This is a genomic window from Ornithinimicrobium pratense, assembly GCF_008843165.1.
In the GTDB taxonomy this organism is placed as follows: Bacteria; Actinomycetota; Actinomycetes; order Actinomycetales; family Dermatophilaceae; genus Ornithinicoccus; species Ornithinicoccus pratensis.
In genome coordinates, this window is record NZ_CP044427.1 from 340,838 (window position 1) to 364,738 (window position 23,901).

At 72.6% G+C, this 23,901-nt stretch carries 19 protein-coding genes and 2 pseudogenes; 13 read left to right on the top strand and 8 right to left on the bottom strand.

The genetic code is table 11. The features are described from left to right. Positions 1-10 precede the first annotated feature (10 nt). Positions 11-1,633 carry a vWA domain-containing protein gene (locus FY030_RS01570; protein ID WP_158059987.1) on the bottom strand — a complete coding sequence of 541 codons (1,623 nt, stop codon included), beginning with the start codon at positions 1,631-1,633 and terminating at the stop codon, positions 11-13. A 121-nt stretch (positions 1,634-1,754) separates the two neighbouring features. After that, positions 1,755-2,432 carry a Crp/Fnr family transcriptional regulator gene (locus FY030_RS01575; RefSeq protein ID WP_158059988.1) on the bottom strand — a complete coding sequence of 226 codons (678 nt, stop codon included), beginning with the start codon at positions 2,430-2,432 and terminating at the stop codon, positions 1,755-1,757. Between the two features lie 123 nt (positions 2,433-2,555). Here FY030_RS01575 and nth point away from each other — a divergent pair, with 123 nt between their 5' ends. Further along, the gene (gene nth, locus FY030_RS01580; RefSeq protein WP_158062571.1) at positions 2,556-3,269 is read left to right on the top strand and encodes an endonuclease III; all 714 of its coding nucleotides are present in this window, start codon (positions 2,556-2,558) and stop codon (positions 3,267-3,269) included. 7 nt (positions 3,270-3,276) lie between these two features. Further along, the gene (locus FY030_RS01585) at positions 3,277-3,936 is read left to right on the top strand and encodes an NUDIX hydrolase (RefSeq protein ID WP_158059989.1); all 660 of its coding nucleotides are present in this window, start codon (positions 3,277-3,279) and stop codon (positions 3,934-3,936) included. 39 nt (positions 3,937-3,975) lie between these two features. Here FY030_RS01585 and FY030_RS01590 read toward each other — a convergent pair whose 3' ends face one another. Next, complete coding sequence (locus tag FY030_RS01590) at positions 3,976-4,470, bottom strand: phage holin family protein (RefSeq protein WP_158059990.1); 495 nt, start codon at positions 4,468-4,470, stop codon at positions 3,976-3,978. Between the two features lie 407 nt (positions 4,471-4,877). Between FY030_RS01590 and FY030_RS01595 the strand changes: the two genes are divergently transcribed. The 7 genes and pseudogenes from FY030_RS01595 to FY030_RS17255 all read left to right on the top strand — a co-directional run. Then, positions 4,878-5,747 carry a Fic family protein gene (locus tag FY030_RS01595; protein ID WP_158059991.1) on the top strand — a complete coding sequence of 290 codons (870 nt, stop codon included), beginning with the start codon at positions 4,878-4,880 and terminating at the stop codon, positions 5,745-5,747. 360 nt (positions 5,748-6,107) lie between these two features. Then, positions 6,108-7,162: pseudogene (locus FY030_RS01600) on the top strand (TadA family conjugal transfer-associated ATPase). 88 nt (positions 7,163-7,250) lie between these two features. After that, on the top strand, positions 7,251-8,057 hold the full coding sequence (locus FY030_RS01605) for a type II secretion system F family protein (RefSeq protein ID WP_158059992.1): 807 nt from the start codon (positions 7,251-7,253) through the stop codon (positions 8,055-8,057). Further along, positions 8,054-8,650, top strand: coding sequence for a hypothetical protein (locus FY030_RS01610; protein ID WP_158059993.1), 597 nt, complete (start codon positions 8,054-8,056; stop codon positions 8,648-8,650). Before FY030_RS01605 ends, FY030_RS01610 begins: the two co-directional genes overlap by 4 nt. A gap of 210 nt (positions 8,651-8,860) precedes the next feature. Further along, positions 8,861-9,064 (top strand): DUF4244 domain-containing protein, encoded by a 204-nt coding sequence (locus FY030_RS01615; protein ID WP_158059994.1) that lies wholly within the window; start codon positions 8,861-8,863, stop codon positions 9,062-9,064. Positions 9,065-9,096: 32 nt separating this feature from the next. Further along, positions 9,097-9,423, top strand: a complete 327-nt coding sequence (locus FY030_RS01620) for a TadE family type IV pilus minor pilin (RefSeq protein ID WP_158059995.1) — start codon at positions 9,097-9,099, stop codon at positions 9,421-9,423. 14 nt (positions 9,424-9,437) lie between these two features. Continuing rightward, positions 9,438-9,815: pseudogene (locus FY030_RS17255) on the top strand (Rv3654c family TadE-like protein); the annotation flags it as partial. A gap of 83 nt (positions 9,816-9,898) precedes the next feature. Here FY030_RS17255 and FY030_RS16690 read toward each other — a convergent pair. Together FY030_RS16690 and FY030_RS01630 are read right to left on the bottom strand one after the other, a co-directional pair. Further along, on the bottom strand, positions 9,899-10,432 hold the full coding sequence (locus FY030_RS16690; RefSeq protein WP_238348501.1) for a leucine-rich repeat flightless-interacting protein: 534 nt from the start codon (positions 10,430-10,432) through the stop codon (positions 9,899-9,901). Positions 10,433-10,556: 124 nt separating this feature from the next. After that, positions 10,557-12,926, bottom strand: a complete 2,370-nt coding sequence (locus FY030_RS01630) for a DEAD/DEAH box helicase (RefSeq protein WP_158059997.1) — start codon at positions 12,924-12,926, stop codon at positions 10,557-10,559. Between the two features lie 195 nt (positions 12,927-13,121). Here FY030_RS01630 and FY030_RS01635 point away from each other — a divergent pair, with 195 nt between their 5' ends. Beyond that, positions 13,122-15,479 carry a sodium-translocating pyrophosphatase gene (locus FY030_RS01635; RefSeq protein WP_158059998.1) on the top strand — a complete coding sequence of 786 codons (2,358 nt, stop codon included), beginning with the start codon at positions 13,122-13,124 and terminating at the stop codon, positions 15,477-15,479. A gap of 126 nt (positions 15,480-15,605) precedes the next feature. Here FY030_RS01635 and FY030_RS01640 read toward each other — a convergent pair whose 3' ends face one another. Further along, positions 15,606-16,529 (bottom strand): GNAT family N-acetyltransferase, encoded by a 924-nt coding sequence (locus tag FY030_RS01640; protein ID WP_238348502.1) that lies wholly within the window; start codon positions 16,527-16,529, stop codon positions 15,606-15,608. A 116-nt stretch (positions 16,530-16,645) separates the two neighbouring features. On the opposite strand from FY030_RS01640, the gene FY030_RS01645 reads away from it, so the two are divergent. Next, entirely contained in the window at positions 16,646-18,172 is a 1,527-nt protein-coding gene (locus tag FY030_RS01645) for a DUF7059 domain-containing protein (protein ID WP_158059999.1), read from the top strand. 12 nt (positions 18,173-18,184) lie between these two features. Here the strand turns inward: FY030_RS01645 and FY030_RS01650 are convergent, their stop codons facing one another. Then, entirely contained in the window at positions 18,185-18,877 is a 693-nt protein-coding gene (locus FY030_RS01650) for a hypothetical protein (protein ID WP_158060000.1), read from the bottom strand. Positions 18,878-19,024: 147 nt separating this feature from the next. On the opposite strand from FY030_RS01650, the gene topA reads away from it, so the two are divergent. After that, on the top strand, positions 19,025-21,772 hold the full coding sequence (topA, locus tag FY030_RS01655; RefSeq protein WP_158060001.1) for a type I DNA topoisomerase: 2,748 nt from the start codon (positions 19,025-19,027) through the stop codon (positions 21,770-21,772). 82 nt (positions 21,773-21,854) lie between these two features. On the opposite strand, the gene FY030_RS01660 is transcribed toward topA, so the two are convergent. After that, on the bottom strand, positions 21,855-23,027 hold the full coding sequence (locus tag FY030_RS01660; protein ID WP_158060002.1) for a trans-sulfuration enzyme family protein: 1,173 nt from the start codon (positions 23,025-23,027) through the stop codon (positions 21,855-21,857). 86 nt (positions 23,028-23,113) lie between these two features. On the opposite strand from FY030_RS01660, the gene FY030_RS01665 reads away from it, so the two are divergent. Next, positions 23,114-23,695 (top strand): winged helix family transcriptional regulator, encoded by a 582-nt coding sequence (locus FY030_RS01665; RefSeq protein ID WP_158060003.1) that lies wholly within the window; start codon positions 23,114-23,116, stop codon positions 23,693-23,695. Positions 23,696-23,901: the final 206 nt, after the last annotated feature.

Genomic DNA, 23,901 nt, shown 5'->3' on the forward strand with positions numbered 1-23,901 from the left:
CGGCTCGGCATCAGTCCTCGTCGCCGGGCGGGCCCGTCGGCCCCGCGGCCTGGGCCGACTCGAGGAACGCCAGCGCCTCGGCCGCCCCGTTGACCTCGAGCTGCGCCAGGTGCTCCGCCTCGGCCTGCAGGTCGGCGAGGGTGAAGCCGCGATCGGCGGCCGTGCTGGTGCCCTTGAGCAGCTCGGCGGTGTCGGAGACCAGGGCCGCCAGACGCAGGGAGCTGCTCGCCTCGGCGCCGGGCCAGCTGATCGCCGCGTCCAGCTGGGTGGCCTCGCCGCCAGCCCGGTCGGCCCAGCGCAGGCTCACCGTCCCCAGCTGCTGCCCGGGCGCGGCGTCGTTGACCGGCTGCACCTCATACAGGGCGCTGACCTGGTGGCCGGCCCCCAGCTCGCCGGCATCCACCGCGTCGTCGGTGAAGTCGGAGTCGTCCAGCCGGCGGTTCTCGTAGCCGATCAGCCGATAGCGCTCCACCTGCTCCTCGTCGAAGACGACCTGCGCCTTGGTGTCGTAGGCGACCACGTGCAGCGTCGGGGTGAGCTCGTCGACGAAGAGGCGCTCGGCCTCCTCGAAGGTGTCGACGTAGGAGTAGAAGCCGTTGCCCTGGTTGGCCAGCTGCTCCATCAGCCGGTCGTTGTAGTTGCCCATGCCGTAGCCGACGGTGACCAGGTGGATGCCCTCGTCGCTGGCCCGGGTGATCTGGTCGGTCAGCACCGCCGGGTCGGTGACGCCGACGTTGGCCACCCCGTCCGAGGCGAGCACCACGACGTTGACCGCCTCCGGGTCATAGCTCTCCCGCGCCTGCTCGTAGCCGAGCAGCAGTCCGGCCTCCATGTTGGTGCTGCCACCCGGCTCCAGGGCCTCGATCGCCTCGACGATCGACGCGAGCTCGGAGACCGGCGTGGGGACCAGCAGCGGCTCCGCGTCGGAGCCGTAGACGACGATCGCGATGGTGTCGTCCGGGCGCAGGTTGGTCGCGAGCAGCGCGAGCGAGGACTGCACCAGGCCGAGGCGCTCGCGGATGTTCATCGAGCCGGAGGTGTCGATGACGAAGGTGACGTTCGCCGCGGGCCGGTCCTCGGCGGACAGCTGCTCGGTGCTCACCCCGACCCGCACCGTCGTCGTGCCCTCGCCGCCGCGCGGGGAGGCCGCGGACTCCACGGTCAGGCCGAGCGCGCCGTCGGTCGGCGCCGGGTCACCGTAGTCGAAGGAGTTGACCCACTCCTCGATCCGGATCGAGTCCGGCTCCGGACGGTGGCCGTTGTCGACGAAGGTCCGGGCGACCGAGAACGAGCCCGTGTCGACGTCCAGCGCGAAGGTGGACTCGCGGTCCGAGGCGGTCTGCACCCACCCGGGGTCACCGACGTCGACGAAGACGTTGTCGTCCAGGAAGCCCGGCTCGGGCGGCAGGACGTCCGGTCCCGCCTCGGCCGAGTCCCCGCTGCTCGCGTCCACCGCGACGGGCGCGTGTGCGCCGCCGGCTGCGGAGTCCCGGTCGATCTGCGCGTCGTAGTCCTCGTAGTAGCTGCGCGGGTCCAGGTCCGGACCGCTCGGTGCCGGGTCTGCCCCCACCGAGCAGGCCGTGACCCCCAGGCCCGCTGCCAGCACCGCTGCCATCACTCGTGTCGTTCCCATGATGGGCAGACGGCTCGGGGCACCGGCCGGTTCCGTGCTCAGGTCAGGATTCGGCAACCATGAGCTTGGGGCCGCCCGGCGGCCGGCCGAAGAGCTGGCCGGTATGGGGTGGGTCAGGCCGTCAGCGGGCGCGTCGACGCAGCCGGTCCAGGTCGACCAGCGTGACGGCCTTGGCGCCCAGGACCAGCCAGCCCCGGTGCGCGAAGTCGGCCAGCGCCTTGTTCACCGTCTCCCGGCTCGCGCCGACCAGCTGGGCGAGCTCTTCCTGGGTCAGCTCGTGGGCGACGAGGACGCCCCCGTCGACCCGCTGGCCGAACTTGTCCGACAGGTCCAGCAGGGCCTTGGCCACCCGTCCCGGCACGTCGGTGAAGACCAGGTCCGACAGGCCCTCGTTGGTCCGGCGCAGCCGGTGGGCCAGACCGGCCAGCATCTGCATGGCGACCTCGGGATGCTCGACGAGGAAGGCGCGCAGGGCCTCGTTGCCCAGGGAGATGAACTCGGTGTCGGAGACGACGTAGGCGGTGGACAACCGGGGACCGGGGTCGAACAGACTCAACTCGCCGAACATCTCGCCAGGGCCCAGGACCGCCAGCAGGTTCTCCCGGCCGTCGCCGGAGGTCCGGGCCAGCTTCACCTTGCCGCTCATGATGACGTAGAGCGAGTCGCCGGCGTCACCCTCCTGGAAGACCACCTCGCCGCGGGCCAGGCGTCGAGGTGTCATCGACGCCATGAGCCGCTCGGCGGTCTCTTCGTCGAGGGCGGCGAACAGCGGTGCTCTCATCACTACATGCCGGTCCACCCACTCATCGTGCCACGTCAGGGCGCAGGTGGTCGGAACCAGTGTGTCGGAGGTCACGTCTAGGCTGGCCGGGTGAGCTCACCAGACAGCGACCGCCCCGTGGAGGGCGCGGCCCTCAGCGCCATGCCTTCGACGCCGCCGGGGGAGAGCCCGCTGGCCTTGAAGCGGCGGGCGCGCAGAATGGCCCGGGTCCTTGCCGAGCGCTACCCGGATGCCGACTGCGAGCTGGACTTCCAGGACGCCTACCAGCTGCTCGTCGCGACCGTGTTGTCCGCGCAGACCACCGACGTCCGGGTCAACGGTGTGACCCCCCTGCTGTTCGCCCGCTACCCCGACGCCGCGGCCCTGGCCGGTGCCGACCGGGAGGAGCTGGAGTCGATCATCAAGCCGACCGGCTTCTACCGCGCCAAGACCACCTCGCTGCTCGGCCTGGGCGCGGCGCTGGTGGAGCGCTTCGACGGGCAGGTCCCGCGGCGACTGCCGGACCTGGTCAGCCTGCCCGGGGTCGGGCGCAAGACCGCGAACGTCGTGCTGGGCAACGCCTTCGGGGTGCCGGGCATCACCGTCGACACGCACGTGGGCCGACTGGTCCGCAGGTTCGGCTGGACCGACGAGGAGGACCCGGTCAAGGTCGAGCACGCCATCGGGGCCCTGCTGCCGCGCAGGGACTGGACCCAGATGTCCCACGTGCTGATCTTCCACGGCCGGCGCACCTGCCACGCCCGCCGACCCGCCTGCGGGGCGTGCCCGGTCGCCCGGCTCTGCCCCTCCTACGGCGTGGGCGAGACCCAGCCGGAAGCGGCGGCGGCGTTGGTGCGCACGGCAGGACGCGGGTGAGGCGGGGATGACGGCATACCCACCGCCCCGGTGGCTGACCGACCTGGCGCAGCACCTGCCGACACTGCCGGGGGAGCGGTTCAGCCGGTTCCTGCCACCTCCGGAGGGCGGGCGCCGGCACTCGGCGGTGCTGGTGCTCTTCGCCCCGGACGTCCAGGGCCCCGGCGGCGCCGACGAGACGACGGTGGTCATCACCGAGCGGGCGCACACCATGCGCTCCCACGCAGGGCAGCCAGCCTTCCCCGGCGGCGGAAGCGAGGAGGGTGACGCCGGGCCGGCCGACACCGCGCTGCGCGAGGCGTGGGAAGAGGTGGACCTGGATCCTGCCTCGGTTGACGTCCTCGCGCACCTGCCCACCCTGCACATCCCGGTGAGCGGGTATGACGTGACTCCGGTGCTGGGCTGGTGGCGCGAGCCCCGGCCCGGTTCCTTGTGGGCCAAGGACGAGACCGAGGTGGCCCGGGTGGTCCAGCCGACGCTGAGCTCGCTGCTGGATCCCGCGGCCCGGTTCCGGGTAGGCCACCCCAGCGGGTTCGTGGGACCTGCGTGGGACGTCGACGGGCTGCTGGTCTGGGGGTTCACCGCCGGGCTGCTGGACACCCTGCTGGACCTCGCGGGCCTGACCCGGCCCTGGCAGGAGGGCGCCCCAACGCGGATGATCGGTTGAGTGAGCCCCTCGCGGCCTCGCTGGTCGGCGGCCCTGGGGTCAGCGAAGCGGGGCCGTGGCGCCGTCGCGCGTCGGCGGGACGGGCTCCGCGATCTCCGCGCGGTGCGGGGACTGGGCGGCGCCCTTGAGGGTGTCGACGGTCTGCTGCGCCTGGTCGATGGTCCTCTCCGGCTTGCCCTTGACCCGCTGCATAGCGTTCTTGCCGACGACAGCCAGAATGGCGGCGACGACGAAGAGGACGCCGGCGACGATGAGCAGACCGGCCCACCAGTTGAGCCAGATGGCGATCACCCCGGCCAGGCCCAGGAACAGCAGGCCCAAGCCATACAGGCCGAAGACCGCCGCGCCGGCGAGCATGCCTGCGCCCTTGCCGGCGTGCGACACGTCCTGCTTGATCTCGAGCTTCGCCAGCTCCAGCTCGCCGCGCACGATCTGCGAGATGTCGGCGGAGACATCGGAGACGAGCTGTCCCAGGGTCCGGGAACTCGTGCCATCGGTCCGGGACTGCGGTGCGGGATCTACGGGGGTAGCCATGCCTGGGATGCTAACGCGGCTGAGGCGTCGGTGCTTGCCAAAGGACGTCCTGCCAGATCGGCAGCAGGCCGTGCCGGGGGCCAGGGGCTGACGCGGTGGGACGGCGGCCCTTGGCGGGCACCGTGCGCAGGCCCCAGAACCACGATGCCCGCCCAGCACCCCCTGTTAGTGCCGGGCGGACACCGTGTCGACGAACCGGTCCCGTGACAGCCGGTGGGGCCACACCCCTTGCGGGGGGCCTCCTGTGGTCGATGCCTCAAGTGTCCCACGGGGGTCAGCGATACACCAACTCTCCCGGGTCAAGTTTGGGTAAAGACCCCCGGGTAACATCTGTGGCTCCTGTGACCAGAGTGAGGGGGGTCGGCGGGCGCGGCCGCGGGTGGCGTGGCCGCCGTAAGGTGGGTCCAGTGAGCGGACGGACGGTAGCAGCGCTGCGGTCCCTGGGAGACCTGCCCGGGGTGGCCGAGGCGGTCGAGGAGGCGCGGGAGGCCTGCACCACGCTGCGCTGGCACGAGGGCCTTCGGCGTCGCATCCCCGAGGCGGCCGCGGAGTCGAGGATCCGCGGCGCGACCGCGTCGGCAATGCTCGAGGGGGCTGAGCCCGCAGGGTCGCAGTCGAGCCTCGGGCTCGTCCGTGACCTGGTCCGCGGGGCGACGCCGTGGTCCGAGCGTGGCGCCGACCCGGTCTGGCGTGTGCTCGCCGGTGCGGTGCGGGCGACGGCCGCGACCGAGCACGTGGCCGCGGCGCACCTGCGCGCACCCGGACAACTGCTCGCCACGCTCCATACCGCCTCCTCCGCCGGCCTGCTGCCCGAGGACCAGCTGGGGCGCCCCCGCTCGGCCGGCGAGCGTGCCACGGGCCAGGATGTGCTCGGGCCTGCCCCGGACCCAGATGAGGCCCGCGAGCGGCTGCGCCTGGTCCACGAGCTCGTCGGGGCCGTGCCGGACGGTGGCGCACCCATCCTGATCGTGGCTGCAGTGGTGCACGCCGAGGTGGCGGTGGCCAGACCTTTCGCCGCAGGCAACGCCGTCGTGGCGCGGGCGCTGGAACGGGTGCTGGTCCGGGTCGGCGGGCTGGACCCGACCGGGGTGGCAGTGCCGGAGGTGGGGCACGCCGACAGGGCAGGCACCGACTACCGGGGGGCGCTCGCGGCCTACGCGACCGGGGACCCCGCCGGCGTGCGACTGTGGCTGCTGCACTGCGCCGAGGCCCTGGTCAGGTCGGCGGCGGAAGGCACCCGCGTCGCCGACGCGGTGCGAGCCGGCAAGCTCCCCTGACTCCGAGGCTCGCAAACACCGCTCGACGACAGCTGTTCCAGGTACCGCACGTACTTGCTATTGCCGCCCCTGCTGGTGCATACTTTTCAGCACAGCGCTCCTCGCAAGAGTCGTAGCGCGGGTGCTCAGGGTCATCCCCCCTGGCCTTGAGCACCGACGGCCCCGGCACCCCCCCGCCGGGGCCGTCCCCTTTCCCGGACCTTTTTGCTGCCGGTGCCCGATTACCCCACGCGTGCTCCGCGAGCAGCCGCTGGAGCAGCCGCAACGCCGGTCGTCCACACCCGGTAAGTCCCTCGCCGGTTGTCCACAGGTGCTGGATCGCCGCTGGCAAAGGCTCCTGCGGTCCGGCAGCGTGGGGTCATGTCCGAGCGAGGCGACCCCGAGGGTGCGCTGGGGCCGGCCCTGGGGCCACTGGCCGCGCTGCTGGAGGACCCGCGCACCACTGATGTGCTCGTCAACGGCACGGGCGCGGTCTGGGTGGACCGGGGACAGGGGGTGCAGCCGGCCGGGGTGGGGCTGGCCGATGAGGGCAGCGCCCGCCGATTGGCGGTGCGGCTCGCTGCGTTGGCCGGGCAGCGGCTGGACGAGAGTTGTCCGTTCGTCGACGGCCTGCTGCCGGGAGGGGTCCGCCTGCACGCACTCCTGCCTCCGCTGGTGGAGGGTGGTCCGCACGTGAGCCTGCGTGTCCCGCGCCGACGGGTGCCCGGTCTGCAGGACCTGCAGCGGTGGGGGATGGTCGATGAGACGGGGGCGCAGGTGCTGCGCGCGGTGGTCGCCTCACGTTCCTCCTTCGTGGTGACCGGCGGCACGGGATCCGGCAAGACCACGCTGCTGGCAGCGATGCTGGGGCTCGTCAGTGCCCACGAACGGATCGTGGTGGTGGAGGACGTGCGGGAGCTGCGGGTGGACCATCCGCACGTGGTGCACCTGCAAGGCCGCGCCAACAACGTCGAGGGTCGGGGCGAGGTGACGTTGACCACCCTGGTCCGGCAGTCGCTGCGGATGCGGCCGGACCGCGTGGTCGTCGGGGAGGTTCGGGGGCCGAGGTGCGCGAGCTGCTGACCGCCCTCAACACCGGTCATGAGGGCGGAGCGGGCACGGTGCACGCGAACACGGCCCGTGACGTGATCACCCGGTTCGAGGCGCTGGGGGCGCTGGGCGAGATGTCCCCGGCCGCGGTGCACGCCCAGCTCGCCAGCGCCATCCAGGTGGTCCTGCACGTCGACCGGTCCGGCAGCCGGTGTCTGCGGGAGGTGGCGGTGCTGCGCTCCGTCGAGGGTCGACAGGTCGAGTGCGTCACCGCGCTGGAGGGCGGTCCCGGACGGTGGCGGCCTGGTGCGGGCTGGCAGCAGCTGTGCAGCCGGGCACGGCTGGATCCCTCCGTCTTAGCGCAGCCGGCCCGGTGCAAGCAGTGACCTGGCTGGGCGTGGCGTTGTCGCCTGCCTCACTGCGGCCGCTGGCGCCGGTGCCGCTGGTGCCCTCGGTGCGGGAGGGGTCGTCGGGATGACGCTCGGCCTCCCCGTGCTGTGCGGGCTCGTCGCGGCTGCGGTGGTGCTGCTCTGGACGCAGGCCGCCCCGGGTCAGGCGACCGGTGACCGCCCGGGAGGTGGCGCCTCCGCCGCACCGTCGGTCCCCGGTGCGTCGCGGGAGCCAGGCGATGGGGAGGGTGAGCCCGCACCACGGAGCTCGCTGCGCGAGGACGCGCGCAGACTCCTGAGCCGGCTCGGCGTCGGCCGCGCTGAGCGGCGGCGCGATGCGGAGCTGCAGGTGCTCGACGGGCTGGCCGCCGCCCTGGAGGCTGGGCTCCCCGTCCCGCAGGCGGTCGTCCTGGCGGTGTCGCAGGTCGATCAACGGCCGGACCGGCAGGACGACACAGGGCTAGCCGGGGGTTGGAACGAGCTGGCGCGCGCCGCCGGACAGGGGCAGGCCCTGGCCCCCGTGTGGCACCGGCTGGCGCGTCGTACGGCCAGCCCGACCCTGCACTCGGTGGCCCGGGCCTGGCGGGTCGCCGCACTCACCGGGGCTCCGCTGGCGGGAGCGATCCGGGTCAGCGCCCATGCCTCGCGCGAGCGTCGCCGGCTTGAACGGGCGGTGCAGGTGGCCACGGCCGGAGCCCGGGCGACGGTGACGGTGCTCACCCTGCTGCCCCTGGCCGGGGTCGGCCTGGCTGCGGTCCTCGGTGTCCCACCCACGAGTCTCTACTCCCACCCGGTGGCCCTGGCCGGTGCCGGTGCCGGTGCTGTGCTCGTCGTCGTCGGCCAGGCCTGGTCACGACGCATGGTCGGCCGCGTCCTCCACGCGTTGACATGACCCCGTTGCTCGTCGCCCTCGCCACCGCGGCCGTCGTCCTGCTGTGGCTGCCACCGCCTCCGACCGCCTGGACGCCCGCGGCGGAGCGGGAGAGCCGGCTGATGTGGCCTGGCCGGCATCCCGGCCGAGCCCGTCGCCGTGGACGGCGTCAGCAGGTGGGGTCGACGCAGGCACTGATCCCGGAGGCGCTGGAGCTGCTGGCGCTGGCGCTTCAGGGCGGGGGCGCGCTGGGGGAGGCGGCCCGGACCGTCTCCCTGGTGCTCCCGGAAGACAACGGTGAGGGTCTGGCGCAGGTGGCTTCGGCTCTGCACCGCGGCCAGGACACCGGCCAGGCGTGGGCCGCCGCTGGGCCGCAGTGGGAGCCTGCCCGGCGGAGCCTGGAGCTGGCCCGCGTCGCCGGGGTCGCCCCTGGGCCGGCCCTGCGCCAGACGGCCGCAGACCTGCGCGCCGGAATGGTCACCACCGTCGAGGTGGGCACCGCTCGGCTGGGGGTGCGGATGGTGTTGCCGCTCGGGCTGGCTTTCCTGCCCGCCTTTGTGCTCACCACCGTGCTGCCTCTGGTGCTGGCGCTCACCCGCGACCTGTCGTGGTGACTCGGCCCGGCGCCCCAGGGGGGCCACAACCGCGGGGCCGGGCCCTGTCGCGCTGGGTCCGTCGCTGGGCGTTGTCCACACCCGCACGGTCCGGCTGTCGTTGTCCACACAAACCCGTCGGAGGCTGGCGCAGGGCGCGAAGCGGTCGGAGGGTGGGCAGATCGAAGGACGTGTCCCATCCGGGGGCGCGCCCGCCACGAGGAGGGGAACATGAGTAAGAGCACCATCGGCCGGCGGTCGGCGTGGCAGCAGCTGCGACGGCACCGCGAGTCCGGCATGAGCACGGCCGAGTATGCCGTGGGCACGATCGCTGCCTGCGCCTTCGCGGCGGTGCTCCTGGCCATCCTGAAGTCCGGGACGATCCAGGGTCTGGTGACTTCGGTCATCACCACAGCGATCTCGGTGTCGTTGTGACCGCAGGCGGGCACCGGGGACGGGACCGGGGCATGGTGAGCGCAGAGCTGGCGCTCACCGTGCCCTCGATCCTGCTGGTGCTCGCGATCTGCCTCACCGCCCTGGCCCTGGCGATCGACCAGGTCCGGGTCACGGATGCGGCACGCGTGGGCGCGCGTGCCGCATCCCGCGGGGAGGACCCGGCCGAGGTGCAGCGGCTCGTGCTGGACCTGGCCCCCGAGGGCTCACACCTGCAGGTCGGTCAGGAGGACCACATCGTGGTGGTCCGGGTGGAGGCACCGTCCAGGTCCCGCCTGCTCCCGCTGCCACAGGCCCAGGCGCGGGCCTCGGCCGTATGGGAGCCCGGGGCTGGCCCATGAGGGTGCGCGGGTCCATGGTCTGCGAGTCTTCTCCCAGGCCGCACCGCGAAGGCAGCGGAAGCAGCGACAGCGGATCCGCGTCGATCCTGGCCGTCGGCGTCATCGGCGGTCTCGCGGCGCTGCTGATGGCGGCGCTCACGCTGGCCGCGGTCCTCATCGCAGGTCAGCAGGCGCGCACCGCCGCCGACCTGTCGGCACTCGCCGGCGCGGGCCAGGTGGTCATCGGGGCCGGGCGGGACCGAGTTTGCGCGGAGGCAGACGGGGTGGCGGCCAGCAACGGCGCGAGGCTGGAGTCGTGCGAGTTGGGGATGCACCCGGGGCAGCCGTGGCCCAGGGTGCTGGTGAGCGTGCGGCGTGACGTGGTCGGCACGCCGTGGTCACTCACGGCGCGGGCGGCGGCGGGCGCCGCCACCCCCGCGCTCGAGCCGGTGCCCGCAGGCCGCAGCCCTGACGACTCCAGAGCACCTGCCCCGGCTCAGCGGTCCGAGTCACGCCTTCCGGCCGCCGGCCCACCGGTGCCGCGGGTCTCGTCCCGGCCCGGACGGGGCAGGATCGGCTGCTGTCCACTGCCGGTGCCGGTCGGGGCCGATCCGGACTCCCCGGTGCCAGCGCCCGGGGCTGACTGCGTCCGGGATGAGGTCCCCCCGCGGTGCCCGCCCGTGGCCCGGTCGGTGCTCGTGACGCTGCTGCGACGGTCCGGGTCGGTGCCCAGGGCCGCGCGGTCGCCGTCACGTTCAGCACGGCGGCCGGACTCCTTGGCCTGGCGCCGGAGCTCACGGACCTCCTTGGCGCGGCGCGTGGAGGACTTGGCCCCGACGCCCATCAGCCACAGGCCCGAGGTCCCCACCGCCAGGGTGATCCCGCCGGCGAGGAAGAACCAGAGCGGCGTGAGCTCGACGTTGAGGACGCCGTAGTCGATGGAGATATCGGACATCCCGGACGTCGCCAACCACACGTAGGCGATGACGACGAGCGCCAGGATGAGCAGGACCGCGCCGAAGACGATCATGGCTGACCTTTCCGTCGGTGCCCGGCACCCGGCCGGGGCGGGCACTTCCGTGCATGAGCGGCAGCGCCAGGTGGGCGGTGCTGACCCCGAGGGTAGCGAAGGGCAGCCAGAAGCACCGATCAGGTCAGCCCGTGGGGACCCGCAGGACCCGCTCGCTGAGCAGGTGGTCCAGCACCGCCTCCGCGCCCGCACGGTCCAGCGGGTCGTTGCCGCTACCGCACTTCGGGGACTGCACGCACGCGGGGCAGCCCGAGCGGCAGCGGCACCCGCGGACCAGGTCACGGGTGGCGGCCAGCCAGGTCTGGGCCACCTCGAAGCCCCTGCGGGAGAAACCGGCCCCGCCGGGGTGCCCGTCGTAGACCATCACCGTCGGCAGGCCCGTGTCCGGGTGGGCCGGTGTCGAGACCCCGCCCAGGTCCCACCGGTCGCAGGTGGCGAGCAGCGGCAGCATGCCGATGGCCGCGTGCTCCGCGGCGTGCAGCGCGCCCGGCACGGCGGCCTCGCCGACCCCGGCGAGCGCCAGCTCCTCCACCGGCAGAGTCCACCAGACCGCCTGAGTGGTCAGCGAGCGTTCCGGCAGGTCGAGGGGATGGGAGCCGATCACGGTGCCGTCGGGCAGCAGGCGCTGGAACGCCGTCACCCGGGTGGTCACCTCCACCCGCCCGCGGCAGACGGTCGCCGCACCCCAAGCCTGATCTTCGTCCACCGCCCGGATCGCGAAGGTGCTCTGGCTGCAGGCGCGGGTGCTCCAGCCGGGGTCACCGGCCACGACCAGGGCCACCCCCGAATCCAGGTCCAGCTCGGTGACCACGTGCGGCTGTCCCTGGTGGACGTAGACCGCACCCTCGTGCACCGTGGTCAGCGCCCGGGCGTCGTCGACGGTGCCCAGCACCCGGCCGCTGCGGGAGTCGACGATCTGCACGGTGTGGCCGGTGTCTCGTAGCTGCAGGTGGTCCGTGGGCCGGTCCGGCCGGCACCAGTACCAGCCGGTGGGTCGGCGGCGCAGCAGCCCGCCGACGACCAGCTGCTCGGCCAGCGCGGGCACGCCCTGGCCGAACCAGCGCACGTCCTCCTCAGTCAGCGGCAGCTCCGCGGCCGCCGCCGCGAGGTGCGGACCCAGGACGTAGGGGTTCTCCGGGTCCAGGACGCAGGTCTCCACGGGGGAGTCGAAGACCAGCTCGGGATGGCTGAGCAGGTAGGCGTCGAGCGGGTCGTCGGCAGCCACCAGCACGGCCAGCGAGGCTGCGCCACGGCGTCCCGCGCGGCCCACCTGCTGCCAGAAGGAGGCGCGGGTGCCGGGCCAGCCGGCCATCACCACGGCGTCCAGCCCGGCGATGTCGATCCCGAGCTCCAGCGCGCTGGTGGCCGCCAGCCCCATCACGGAGCGATCCCGCAGCGCACCCTCCAGCTCCCGGCGCTCCTCCGGCAGGTAACCGCCGCGGTAGGCGGCCACCCGTGGGCCGCCGGGCCCGCTGACTTCCGCGGGGCCCTCCAGCGCCTCCCGGGTGCGGGAGGCGACGGACTCCACCCCCAGCCGGGAGCGGGCGAAGGTCACCGTCTGGATCTCGGCGCGAACCAGGTCGGTCAGCAGCGAAGCCGCCTCGGCCAGGGTGCTGCGGCGCTGGCCCTGCTCATCCGTTGGTGGGGACCACAGCGCGACCACGGTCTCGGCGCGGGGAGAGGCGTCCTGGGTCACCGCCGTCACCGGCTGCCCGAGCAACGAGCGGCCCAGCTCGGCGGGCTCGGCGACGGTCGCGGAGGCCAGGACTACGGTGGGGTGCGCGCCGTAGCGGGCTGCGACCCGCAGCAAGCGGCGCAGCACTGCGGACACGTGGGCCCCGAACACCCCCCGGTAGACGTGGCACTCGTCCACGACGACATAGCGCAGCGAGCGCAGGAAGGCCCGCCACCGCTCGTGGCCGGGCAGCAGCGTGTGGTGCACCAGGTCGGGGTTGGTCAGCACATAGTGGGCGTGGTCGCGGATCCAGCGCCGTTCCTCGGTGGGGGTGTCACCGTCCAGGGTGGCGACCCGGACCCCGGGGACCGCAAGGGTATGCAGCCGTGCGGCCTGGTCGGCGCCCAGCGCCTTGGTTGGGGCCAGGTAGAGCGCCGTCGCGCCGCGTCCGCCCAGCGCGGACGCGCCCTCGCTGATCGCGGTCAGCACCGGCAGCAGGTAGCCGACCGACTTGCCCGAAGCAGTGCCGGTCGCCACCAGGACGTGCTCGCCGTCCCGGGCCAGCCGGGCGACCGTCTCCTGGTGCTCCCACAGCGCGCTGACTCCACCACCCTCGAACGCGGCGACCACCTCGGGCGCAACCCAGTCGGGCCAGGGGCGCGTCCGGCCCTGGCGCGCGGGCAGTGTCCGCACGTGCACCAGCCGCTCGCCTCGCGGGCCGCGGGCAAGGTGGGCTAGCGCCCGGTGCGGGTCGAACCCGTCCTGAGGCGCGGTGTGCGAAGCGGTCGGCGACCGGTCCGGGATCGGGGCTGCAGACATCGATGACCACGCTACGCGCCCGGACGGACAGACCCTGAAACACCGGCCCTGACAGGGGTCATATTCGGGCCATCCCGCGGGGGATGTTTGACCCAGGGGGTGTCCTCACTACAGTGACGTCGTCCACGCATAGTTGCGCGAGTCCGTCGCGCTTCCGTCGCCCGCACTGTCGCGGGCCGCCCCAGGAGGCTGTACATGGTCCCACTTCGAGCCGCCGCGAGCGATCTGTCGCTCTCGGGAGCCGATACCTCGATCGTGGTCGTGGTGCTCGCCATCGCCCTCGTCGCGCTGGTCTTCGGCTTCATGTTCCGCAAGCAGGTGCTGGCAACCCCGACAGGGACCGACAGCATGCGCGAGATCGGGGCGGCGGTGCAGGAGGGGGCCTCGGCCTACCTGGCGCGGATGTTCAAGACCCTGAGCATCTTCGCCGTCGTCGCCTTCTTGCTGCTGCTGGTTCTGCCGGCGGACGACATGTTCATCCGTATCGGACGGTCGGTCGCCTTCTTCTTCGGCGCCGGCTTCTCGGCCTTCATCGGCTGGCTGGGCATGAACCTCGCGACCGCCGCCAACATGCGGGTCGCCGAGGCGGCCCGCCACGGCGACCGGGACCAGGGGATGCGCATCGCCTTCCGGACCGGTGGCACCGTGGGTATGGCGACCGTCGGGCTTGGCCTGCTGGGTGCCGCGCTGGTCGTGCTCGTCTTCCAGGGCGACGCCCCGACGGTGCTGGAGGGCTTCGGCTTCGGTGCTGCGCTGCTGGCCATGTTCATGCGGGTCGGCGGAGGCATCTTCACCAAGGCTGCGGACGTCGGCGCGGACCTCGTCGGCAAGATCGAGGCCGGCATCCCCGAGGACGACCCGCGCAACGCCGCCACTATCGCCGACAACGTCGGTGACAACGTCGGTGACTGCGCCGGGATGGCCGCGGACCTGTTCGAGTCCTACGCCGTCACCCTGGTCGCCGCCCTGATCCTGGGCACCGCAGCCCTGGGCGCCAACGGAGGCCTGACCTTCCCTCTGATCATCCCCGCCATCGGTGTGCTCACCGCGATCATGGGTGTCTACATCACCAAGGCCCGCCCGGGTCAGAACGCGCTGCAGGCCATCAACCGCAGCTTCTACATCTCCGCGGGCGTCGCCGCCGCGGCCTCCGTCGCCGCCGCCTTCGTCTTCCTGCCGAGCGACTCTGCCGAGCTCGCCGGTGGTGAGATGTCGGGGACCGTCACCGGCGGCGCTCTCGCGCTGCTCGGGGACACGGCCGACCTGGACTTCAACCCGGCCCTGGGCTCCGCGGCCGCCGTCGTCATCGGCATCGTGCTCGCAGCCTTCATCCTGTGGCTGACCGGCTACTTCACCGGGACCGAGTCCAAGCCGACCAACGACGTGGCCCGGACCTCCCTCACCGGCCCTGCCACAGTGATCCTGTCCGGCATCGGGATCGGGCTGGAGTCGGCGGTCTACACCGCGGTCACCATCGCCGCGGCCATCTTCGGTCTGTTCCTGCTCGCGGACGGCTCGCTGATCGTGGCCCTGTTCTACGTCGCGCTGGCCGGCTGCGGACTGCTGACCACGGTCGGTGTCATCGTCGCGATGGACACCTTCGGCCCCGTCTCCGACAACGCCCAGGGCATTGCCGAGATGTCCGGCGACGTCGACGAGGAGGGCGCCCAGATCCTGACCGAGCTGGACGCCGTCGGCAACACCACCAAGGCGATCACCAAGGGCATCGCGATCACCACCGCGGTGCTGGCGGCGACCGCACTCTTCGGCGCCTACTGGCAGTCCATCAGCAACACCATGGGCGATGTGGCCACCGACGAGGCCGCCACGGACGTCTTCCAGTCCTTCCTGATCATCGACCCGCGGGCGCTGGCCGGTGTGCTGATCGGGGGCGCGGCTGTCTTCCTGTTCTCCGGCCTGGCCATCAACGCGGTGACCCGGGCAGCCGGCGCCATCGTCTTCGAGGTGCGCCGCCAGTTCCGCGAGAAGCCCGGGATCATGGACTACACCGAGAAGCCGGACTATGCCCGCGTCGTCGACATCTGCACCCGCGACTCGCTGCGTGAGCTCACCACCCCCGGTCTGCTCGCGGTCTTCGCCCCGATCGCCGTCGGCTTCGGCCTGGGCGTGGGCGCGCTCGCCGGTTACCTGGCCGGCGCCATCGGCACCGGCGTGCTGATGGCCGTCTTCCTGGCCAACTCCGGTGGCGCCTGGGACAACGCCAAGAAGATCGTCGAGGACGGCCGCTACGGCGGCAAGGGCACCGAGGCCCACGCGGCCACCGTGATCGGCGACACCGTCGGGGACCCCTTCAAGGACACCGCCGGCCCGTCCATCAACCCGCTGATCAAGGTGATGAACCTGGTCGCGCTGCTCATCGCCCCGGCCATCGTGGGTCTGACCTACGGCGAGGGCAGCAACGACCTCATCCGGTGGGGCATCGCCCTCGTGTCGGCCCTGGTGATCGTCGGTGCAGTCGTGGTCTCAAAGCGCCGGGACATCGCCATCGGCGAGGCCCCCGAGGAGGCGAACGTCCTCAGCGAGAGCAAGTAACCCCGGACCGCTCCGGGGAAGTGGCCGACCGCCGGCGTCCGAGCTCGGACGCCGGCGGTCCCGCGTCCGCCCGCAGTCCGAGGCCGGGCCGTCTGGGACAACCGGGCCAGAGGCGACGTGGGCCCCTCAGCCCAGGTCGATGGCCCGGTGCACCCAGGTCTGGGTCACCACCATGCCGACCTTGGCGTACAGGCTCAGCGCCCCGGTGCGGGAGTCGGTCGCCAGCCCCACGGCCGGTGCGCCGTGCTCCCGGGCGAGCGTGAACGCATCGACCAGGAGAGCCTGGGCCAGCCCCAGCCCTCGCCGGCCACGGCGCACGGCGAGCTTGTCGACATACCCCTCCACCGGGGCGCCCTCCTCGTCACGGGCCATGACCAGCACCGCCGCCCCCACGATGCCGTCCGACCTGGCCACCACCCGGACCTGCCACGGCTCGAACCCGGGTCGCCGCAGGACGCCGGCCTCGAAGTCCTCGTAGGGCTGGGGCTCCCGGTCAGCCCACTCCAGGAACGCCTCGTCGACAACCTGGTGGACCGCCCGGTACTCCTCCGGCCGGGCCACGCGGACCACGTGCCCGTCGGGCAGCGCCCGGGGCTCGATGTCCGCGCCCTCGGGCAGGCGCAGCACCCAGGAGGTCCAGGCCACGTGGTAGCCGAGGGCCTGCAGGAGGCGGTCGCCGGTGCCCCCCTGCGGCACCGGCATACCCACCCTGCTCGCCCCCAGCTCCCGGGAACGGTGCTGCATCCACCGGGCCAGCGCCGTGCCGATGCCGCGTCCGTGCCAGTCGGGGTGGACCGCTGCGTCGCACCGCCCGTCCCGGGCCGCCTCGGCATACCCGACCAGCCGGTCACCGGCGAAGACCCCCAGGGTGACGCTGGGCACGTCGACGCTCGGCCGCTGCCAGTCGGCGACGATGTCAGCCTCCTCGATGTCTGCCGAGCCGATCTCGGCCCGCTCCAGGGCGGCCATCACCTGGTACACGGCGCGGGCGTCGGCCATCCTCAACGGCCTGGCACCCAGGCCGTTCGGGAGACACTCCTCGATGTTCACGTCGTCAGTGAAGCGCCCCACCGGTGGGCGGCGCCACGGGATTTCCGGCTGGGGGCCCCAGGGGCCGGCCGCCACCGGGTTGGCGGGGGAGCGGGTACCCCGGCACAGTGGTGCTGGTGAGCAGCCGCCCGAGCGAGTCCCAGCCTCCGCCGTCCGTCGCCTCTCCACGGCTCCTGGCCGGGCTGCGCGAGGACCTGCGGGAGGCCGCATACACCGTCGACGGGCTGGACCACCTGCTCGGTCCGGTGGCGTCCGGCGCCCTGTATCGGGAGCAGCCGCTGCCCGCGACCCGGGCCACGGCGGCGGTCGGGGGCCAGCCCGCCGCCTGCCTCCTGCGCTGCTTCGTCCTCGGGCTGCCCGTCGACGCTCCCGACCTGGCTGCCGCCCTGCCCCGCACGGGCACCGGCGGCCTGCTCGAGCTCGGGCTCGTGCGCCGGGCCGAAAACGGCGCCCTGCGGGCCACCTGCGACCTGCGGCCCTACGGGACGGAGGAGGAGGCCTGGTGGGTGGCCTCGGACCTCTCCGAGCTGGCGATCGGCGGGCCGCTGTCGACCGACCACGTGCTCGGGATCGGTGGTGCCTCCACGACGCTGGCCTCCTGGGCTCCGCGGCCGCGGGTCCGCCGCGCGCTCGACCTCGGGACCGGGTGCGGGGTGCAGGCGCTGCACCTGGCCGGGCACGCCACCGAGCGGACGGTGACCGACCTGTCCGGCCGGGCACTGGCGTTCGCTCGGTTCACCCTGGCGCTCAACAACATCGACGCGGCCGTGCGCCGCGGCAGCCTGCTCGAGCCGGTGCGGGGGGAGCGCTTCGACCTCATCGTCAGCAATCCGCCCTTCGTCATCACCCCCCGCCGCGCAGACGTGCCGCTGTATGAGTACCGCGACGGCGGCGCCGCCGGCGACGCCCTGGTCGCCGGGCTGGTCCGCGATCTGCCCGCTCACCTCGAACCCGGCGGTGTGGCCCAGCTGCTGGCGAACTGGGAGCTGCGGGCGGGAGAGGACTGGCGAGAGAGGCTCGGCGGGTGGCTGGGCGGCACGGGGCTGGACGCCTGGGTGGTCCAGCGGGAGGTGCAGGACGTCGCCGAGTATGCCGAGACGTGGGCCCGCGACGGCGGTCACCGTCCGGGTACGCCCGGGTTCGACGCCCTGTATGTCGCCTGGCTGGACGACTTCGCCGCACGCGGCGTGGAGCGGGTGGGTTTCGGTGTGCTCACGCTCCAGCGTCCGGCCTCCCCGCGGGAGCCCTGGCACGACCTCGTCGAGGTCCCGCACCCGGTCACCGCGCCGATGGGCCCCACCGTCCTGGCTGGGCTGCAGGCCCGCACCTGGCTGGCCGAGCACGACGAGGACGACCTGTTGGACATCGCCTGGCGCGTCGCGGACGACGTCACCGAGGAGCGGGTGGGTCGGCCCGGAGCCGTCGACCCCGCCGTGATCCAGCTGCGCCAGGGCGGGGGTCTGCGCCGCCTGGTGCGCCTGGACACCCTGACCGCAGGCCTGGTCGGGGCCTGCGACGGGGAGCTGACCGCCCGTCAGCTCTGCTCGGGCCTGGCCGTGCTGACCGAGGCGCCCGTCGAGGACGTCGTGCGGGCAGTGCTGCCGCTGCTGCGCGAACTGGTGGCCGACGGCCTGCTGCGGTGAAGGGGGCGTCGGTCAGAACCGTTGGATCCAGTAGGTGTCCCTGGCCAGCACGATCTCCCGGTTGCCCAGCTCGCTGTGTCGGCAGGTGACGCCGCTCTCGCTGGCGGTGCACGAGACGGGACCGTGCACCATGGTGCTGCCGTAGGGCAGGACCGCCAGCGTGCCACCGTCGGCGTCCAGGGTCTCGCCGTCCAGCTCCTGGGCCCACCAGCCCAGCCGGTCCACCCGCGCGGAGGGCGCGAGGTCCTCGGGGGCGCAGGTCCAGGCCGCGGGTTCGTTGGTCATCGTCATCGCGTCCGCGTTCTCCACGGTGCAGTCGCCCAGCACGTCCGGCATCATGAAATCCGCTCGCACGTCGTAGGTCTTCTCGACGATCTGGCACAGGGCGTTCTCCTCGGAGAGCACGCAGCTGACGTTGCCGCTGGGCAGCACGAACGCCGCCCGGCCGCCCTCGATCTGGACTGTGCTGCCGTCTTCGCTGACGCTGCGCGACGGCGGCACGGGCGTGATCTCGGCCGGCTCGGTGGGCGGCGGCACCGGCTCCGGGGCGGCCTGCCCGTCGTCGCCGTCGGCGACACCGTCTCCATCGAGGTCACCAGTCACGGCGGCCTGCTCGGCCTCGTCCCCGTCGTCGGAGTCGCACCCGGTCAGCACCAGGGCACCTAAGGCGGCCGCCAGGACGACCGCACGCGACCCACGCCGCATACCTGCTCCTGACCGTCCTGCTCCTGCACGCGCCTTCATGGGGATGCAGCGTAGCCGGTTCATCCTCATGGGCTACGGTGACGCCCGGAGCCCGTGCCACAGAGCTGCGACGAATCCGCGGCACACGAGGCAATAAGGAGATCGAACATGGCCGCAGGCAGCAAACTGGTGATTGTCGAGTCGCCCGGCAAGGTCAAGAGCATCGGGGAGTACCTGGGGCCGGAGTACCACGTCGACGCCAGCATCGGCCACATCCGGGACCTGCCCAACCCCTCCGAGCTGCCGCCGGAGATGAAGAAAGGCCCCTACGGCAAGTTCGCGATCGACGTCGAGGGCGGCTTCGACCCCTACTACGTCGTCGACGCCGACAAGAAGAAAAAGGTCACCGAGCTCAAGCGCGCGCTCAAGGACGCTGACGAGCTCTACCTCGCCACCGACGAGGACCGCGAGGGGGAGGCTATTGCCTGGCACCTGCTCGAGGTGCTCAAGCCCAAGGTCCCGGTCAAGCGGATGGTCTTCCACGAGATCACCAAGGAGGCCATCCAGCGGGCGGTCCACGAGACGCGCGACCTGGACATGGACCTGGTCGACGCCCAGGAGAGCCGCCGGATCCTGGACCGCCTCTACGGGTATGAGGTCTCGCCGGTGCTGTGGCGCAAGGTGCGGCAGGGGCTCTCGGCAGGGCGGGTGCAGTCGGTCGCCACCCGCATCCTGGTGGAGCGTGAGCGCGAGCGGATGGCCTTCCGGTCCGCCTCCTACTGGGACGTCGAGGGCGAGTTCGCCCCCGGCGGCAATACCGGTCAGGCCTTCGAGGCCAAGCTCAGCACCGTCGACGGGGCCAAGGTCGCCACCGGACGGGACTTCCGCGACGACGGGACGCTGCGCACCCAGGGGGCCGTGCAGCTGGACGCCGCCGCCGCCCAGGCCGTCGCCGCCGGGACCCTCGAGGCCGACGTCGTCGTCCGGGTGGTGTCCGAGAAGCCCTACACCCGCCGCCCGTCGGCGCCGTTCACCACCTCCACCCTGCAGCAGGAGGCCAGCCGCAAGCTGCGGCTGAACAGCCAGAGCACGATGCGCACGGCGCAGCGGCTCTACGAGAACGGCTACATCACCTACATGCGCACCGACTCCACCACGCTGTCCAGCTCGGCGGTCAGCGCGGCGCGGTCCCAGGCCCGGGACATGTACGGCGCGGACTACGTGCCCGACACCCCCCGCGTCTACGGCAAGAAGTCCAAGAACGCGCAGGAGGCTCACGAGGCGATCCGACCCGCGGGTGACCGCTTCCGCACTCCCGCCCAGGTCGCCGGCGAGCTGCGCGGCCAGGAGTACGCCCTCTACGAGCTCATCTGGAAGCGCACGGTCGCTTCCCAGATGGCCGACGCCAAGGGCTCGACGGCCAGCGTGCGGCTCACCGCCACGCTGCCGGAGGGCACCAGGAGGAACACGGCGCAGGGCGCCGTCGATGTTCGCAGCGCGGAGTATGCAGCGTCCGGCACGGTGATCACCTTCCGCGGGTTCCTCGCCGCCTACGAGGAGGGTCGGGACGAGTCCCGCTACGGCGAGGACGCGGAGATGGGCCGCCGGCTGCCCAAGCTGTCCGAGGGCGTCGGCCTGGAGACGCTACGCGCGGAGGCGCAGGGTCACCAGACCAGCCCGCCGGCGCGTTACACCGAGGCCACGCTGGTCAAGGCGCTGGAGGAGAAGGGCATCGGCCGCCCCTCGACCTACGCCGCGACGGTCAGCACGATCCAGGACCGGGGCTACGTCCGGACGCGGGGCTCGGCGCTGATCCCGACCTGGCTGGCCTTCGCCGTCACCCAGCTGCTCGAACAGCACTTCCCGCGCCTGGTCGACTACGACTTCACCGCCTCGATGGAGCAGGACCTGGACCGAATCGCCGGCGGTGACGAGCAGCGGGCGGCCTGGCTGCAGCGGTTCTACTTCGGCGACAAGGCCCGTGGGGCCGAGGGTCTGCGCGACCTGGTGCAGGACCTCGGCGACATCGACGCCCGCGCGGTGTCCGCGGTGCGGATCGGGGACGGGTCGGTCGTGCGTGTCGGACGCTACGGGCCCTACGTCGAGATCGAGGAGGACGGTGAGGTCAAGCGGGCCACCGTGCCGGACGACATCGCGCCGGACGAGATGACCGCGGAGAAGGCGACCGAGCTGCTCGCGGCCGCCGCCGATGACGGACGGGTGCTAGGCACCGACCCGGAGACCGGGCGCGAGATCGTCGCCCGTGCCGGCCGCTACGGCCCCTATGTCACCGAGGTGGTCCCCGAGGAAGCGCCGACGGCGGGCACGAAGAAGAAGGTGACCAAGGTCAAGCCGCGCACGGGCTCCCTGTTCTCGGACATGGACCTGGCCACGATCGACCTGGAGACCGCGCTGAAGCTGCTGTCGCTGCCACGCGTGGTGGGGGTTGACGCCGAGGGGGTGGAGATCAGCGCGCAGAACGGCCGCTACGGGCCCTACCTGAAGAAGGGCACCGACAGTCGCTCGCTGGAGTCCGAGGCGCAGATCTTCTCGATCACCCTGGAGGAGGCGCTGGCGATCTATGCCCAGCCCAAGACACGGGGCCGCGGTGCGGCCAAGCCGCCGCTGCGCGAGTTCGCTGAGGACCCGGTCTCCGGCAAGAAGGTCGTGGTCAAGGACGGCCGGTTCGGGCCCTACGTCACCGACGGCGAGACCAACGCCACCTTGCGCAAGGACGACGACCCGGAGACCCTGACCCAGGAGCGGGCCTTTGAGCTGATTGCCGAGAAGCGGGCCAAGGGCCCCACCACGCGCAAGCGGGCGGCGAAGAAGACGACCGCGAAGAGGACGACGGCCAAGAAGACGACGGCCAAGAAGACGAGCGCGAAGAAGACGACGGCCAAGAAGACGACCTGACCCGACCGGCGACACGCTTTGCCCCCGACCGGCGACACGCTTTGCCCCCGACCGGCGACACGCGTTGCCGGTCAGATCCGGGTCAGAGTTGGGACAGCGCTCGGTCCAGGTCGGTGATGAGGTCCTGCGGTGACTCCAGACCGACCGAGAGGCGCAGCACCCCCTGACCCGGCTTGAAGCCGTCAGCGACCGGCCGGTGGGTCAGGGCGGCGGGATGCTGGATCAGGGTGTCGACGCCGCCCAGAGAGACGGCGTGGGTGATCAACCGGGTGCCCTCCGCAACCGAGGCGGCCTTGCCGTAGCTGCCGACGTCGAAGGCCAGGACTGCGCCGGGGCCGGACATCTGCGTGCCGACCAGGCCGGCCGGGTCGGCACCGTCGAGCCCGGGGTAGTGCACGTGCTGGACCGCGGCGTGCTCGGCTAGCCAGCGGGCCACGATCTGCGCAGTGTCCTGCTGGGCGCGGACGCGGACAACCAGCGTCTGCAGGCCACGGTGGGCCAGGTAGGCAGACAACGGGTGCAGCACGGCCCCGGTGATGGCGCGGATCGGGCGGATCCGCTGTGCCCACTCCGAGGAGGTCACGACGGCGCCGGCCAGGACGTCGCCGTGGCCGGCGAGGAACTTGGTCACCGAGTGCAGGACCAGAGTGGCTCCGTGTTCCAGCGGCCGCTGCAGGACCGGAGTGGCGAAGGTGTTGTCCACCATCACCGGCACCTGCCCCGCAGCGGCGGTGACCGCCCGCAGGTCGGCCAGGTCCAGAGTCGGGTTGGCAGGGGTCTCCACGAGCACCAGTCCGGTGTCCGGCTCCAGGGCGTCGCCGATGCCGGCCACGGTGGTCCAGGTCACCCGGGTGGCCAGCAGGCCGGTGGCCAGGATGTGGTCAGAACCCCCGTAAAGGGGGCGCACGGCGACCACGTGCGGGGTGCCGGCCGCCACGCAGGCAAGCAGTACCGCGCTGAGCGCCGCCATACCGGAGCCGAAACCGATCCCGGCCTCCCCACCCTCAAGATCGGCAAGGGCCTCCTCGAAGCGGGCCACGCCGGGGCTCCACAACCGCTGGTAGACGGGCGTCTGCCCGTCGCCGGGTATGCCACCGCCCGCCATCTGGTCGTAGGCCGCGCCCCCGTCCTCGATCCCGGGTAACGGATAGGTGCTGGACAGGTCGATCGGCGGGACGTGCACGCCCAAGGCGGTCAGGTCAGCACGTCCTGCGTGAACAGACCGGGTCTCAACGCTGAGATGTTCGGCATTCATGGGCTTATGATGCAGAGTCTGCGGTCGGGAGTCAATATTGCCGAAGGGGGAGCGCGTCCTGCCCGGCGACGGCTATCCTGCTGCCCATGGGGGCTAGGACCTACGAAGCACAGCGGCCCCGCGACACCCTGCTCGAGCTCACCCGCACCGCAACCGAGCCCTCGCTGCCGCACTCTTCGGGGCTGCCCACCGGATCCCGCTCTCCCGCACCCAGCCTGGTGGTCATCATCGCCACCAGCAGGGCCGAGCAGCAGCGGCTGTTGGCGGCGCTGCCCGAGGACGTGGCTGTCCTGGTCACGACCACCGCCGAGCAGGCGGAGGAGCTGCTGCAGACTCTGCCCGCCTCCCCCTGTCCGGAGCCAGGGCTGACGGTCAGGACGGCCGAGCGCACGGTGTGCTGGGGTGGTGAGCGCAGCGTCCGGCTCACGCCCCTGGAGTTCGCCCTGCTGCAGACCTTGAGCCTGGACCAGGCTCGGGTGTGGTCCTTCGCCGAGCTATCCCGTCGGGTCTGGGCCACCGGCCTCGTGGGGGACGGCGCCCAGGTGCGGGCGGTCGTGAAGCGGCTGCGCCGCAAGCTCGCCGAGGCCCAGGCGCCGGTGCTGGTGGAGACGGTCCGGGGTGCCGGCTTCCGCCTCGTGGCCCAGCCCCAGCCTCCGAACGGCGCCTGACCCGCGCCCGCGCCGCGCCCGCACCCAGCCCGGAAGACCGTGGCTCCTGCCTGACCTGCGCTCTTCCGGCCCCGATGCAGGAATATTGCCCCAATTTGTCCCACAAGTGCCCCGGATGAATCGTTGTCCCGCCGGTGGCCCGGTCCTAGGTTCGACTCACCTGGGTCGACCAGGCAGTCATCGACGACAAAGGGGGCCCTGGTGGC

Coding starts and splice junctions, on each gene's coding strand:
- FY030_RS01570 (WP_158059987.1), bottom strand. CDS start 1,633: ATGGGAACGACACGAGTGATGGCAGCGGTGCTGGCAGCGGGCCTGGGG.
- nth (WP_158062571.1), top strand. CDS start 2,556: ATGCCTTCGACGCCGCCGGGGGAGAGCCCGCTGGCCTTGAAGCGGCGG.
- FY030_RS01585 (WP_158059989.1), top strand. CDS start 3,277: ATGACGGCATACCCACCGCCCCGGTGGCTGACCGACCTGGCGCAGCAC.
- FY030_RS01590 (WP_158059990.1), bottom strand. CDS start 4,470: ATGGCTACCCCCGTAGATCCCGCACCGCAGTCCCGGACCGATGGCACG.
- FY030_RS01605 (WP_158059992.1), top strand. CDS start 7,251: ATGACGCTCGGCCTCCCCGTGCTGTGCGGGCTCGTCGCGGCTGCGGTG.
- FY030_RS01610 (WP_158059993.1), top strand. CDS start 8,054: ATGACCCCGTTGCTCGTCGCCCTCGCCACCGCGGCCGTCGTCCTGCTG.
- FY030_RS01615 (WP_158059994.1), top strand. CDS start 8,861: ATGAGTAAGAGCACCATCGGCCGGCGGTCGGCGTGGCAGCAGCTGCGA.
- FY030_RS01620 (WP_158059995.1), top strand. CDS start 9,097: ATGGTGAGCGCAGAGCTGGCGCTCACCGTGCCCTCGATCCTGCTGGTG.
- FY030_RS16690 (WP_238348501.1), bottom strand. CDS start 10,432: ATGATCGTCTTCGGCGCGGTCCTGCTCATCCTGGCGCTCGTCGTCATC.
- FY030_RS01630 (WP_158059997.1), bottom strand. CDS start 12,926: ATGTCTGCAGCCCCGATCCCGGACCGGTCGCCGACCGCTTCGCACACC.
- FY030_RS01635 (WP_158059998.1), top strand. CDS start 13,122: ATGGTCCCACTTCGAGCCGCCGCGAGCGATCTGTCGCTCTCGGGAGCC.
- FY030_RS01650 (WP_158060000.1), bottom strand. CDS start 18,877: ATGCGGCGTGGGTCGCGTGCGGTCGTCCTGGCGGCCGCCTTAGGTGCC.
- topA (WP_158060001.1), top strand. CDS start 19,025: ATGGCCGCAGGCAGCAAACTGGTGATTGTCGAGTCGCCCGGCAAGGTC.
- FY030_RS01660 (WP_158060002.1), bottom strand. CDS start 23,027: ATGAATGCCGAACATCTCAGCGTTGAGACCCGGTCTGTTCACGCAGGA.
- FY030_RS01665 (WP_158060003.1), top strand. CDS start 23,114: ATGGGGGCTAGGACCTACGAAGCACAGCGGCCCCGCGACACCCTGCTC.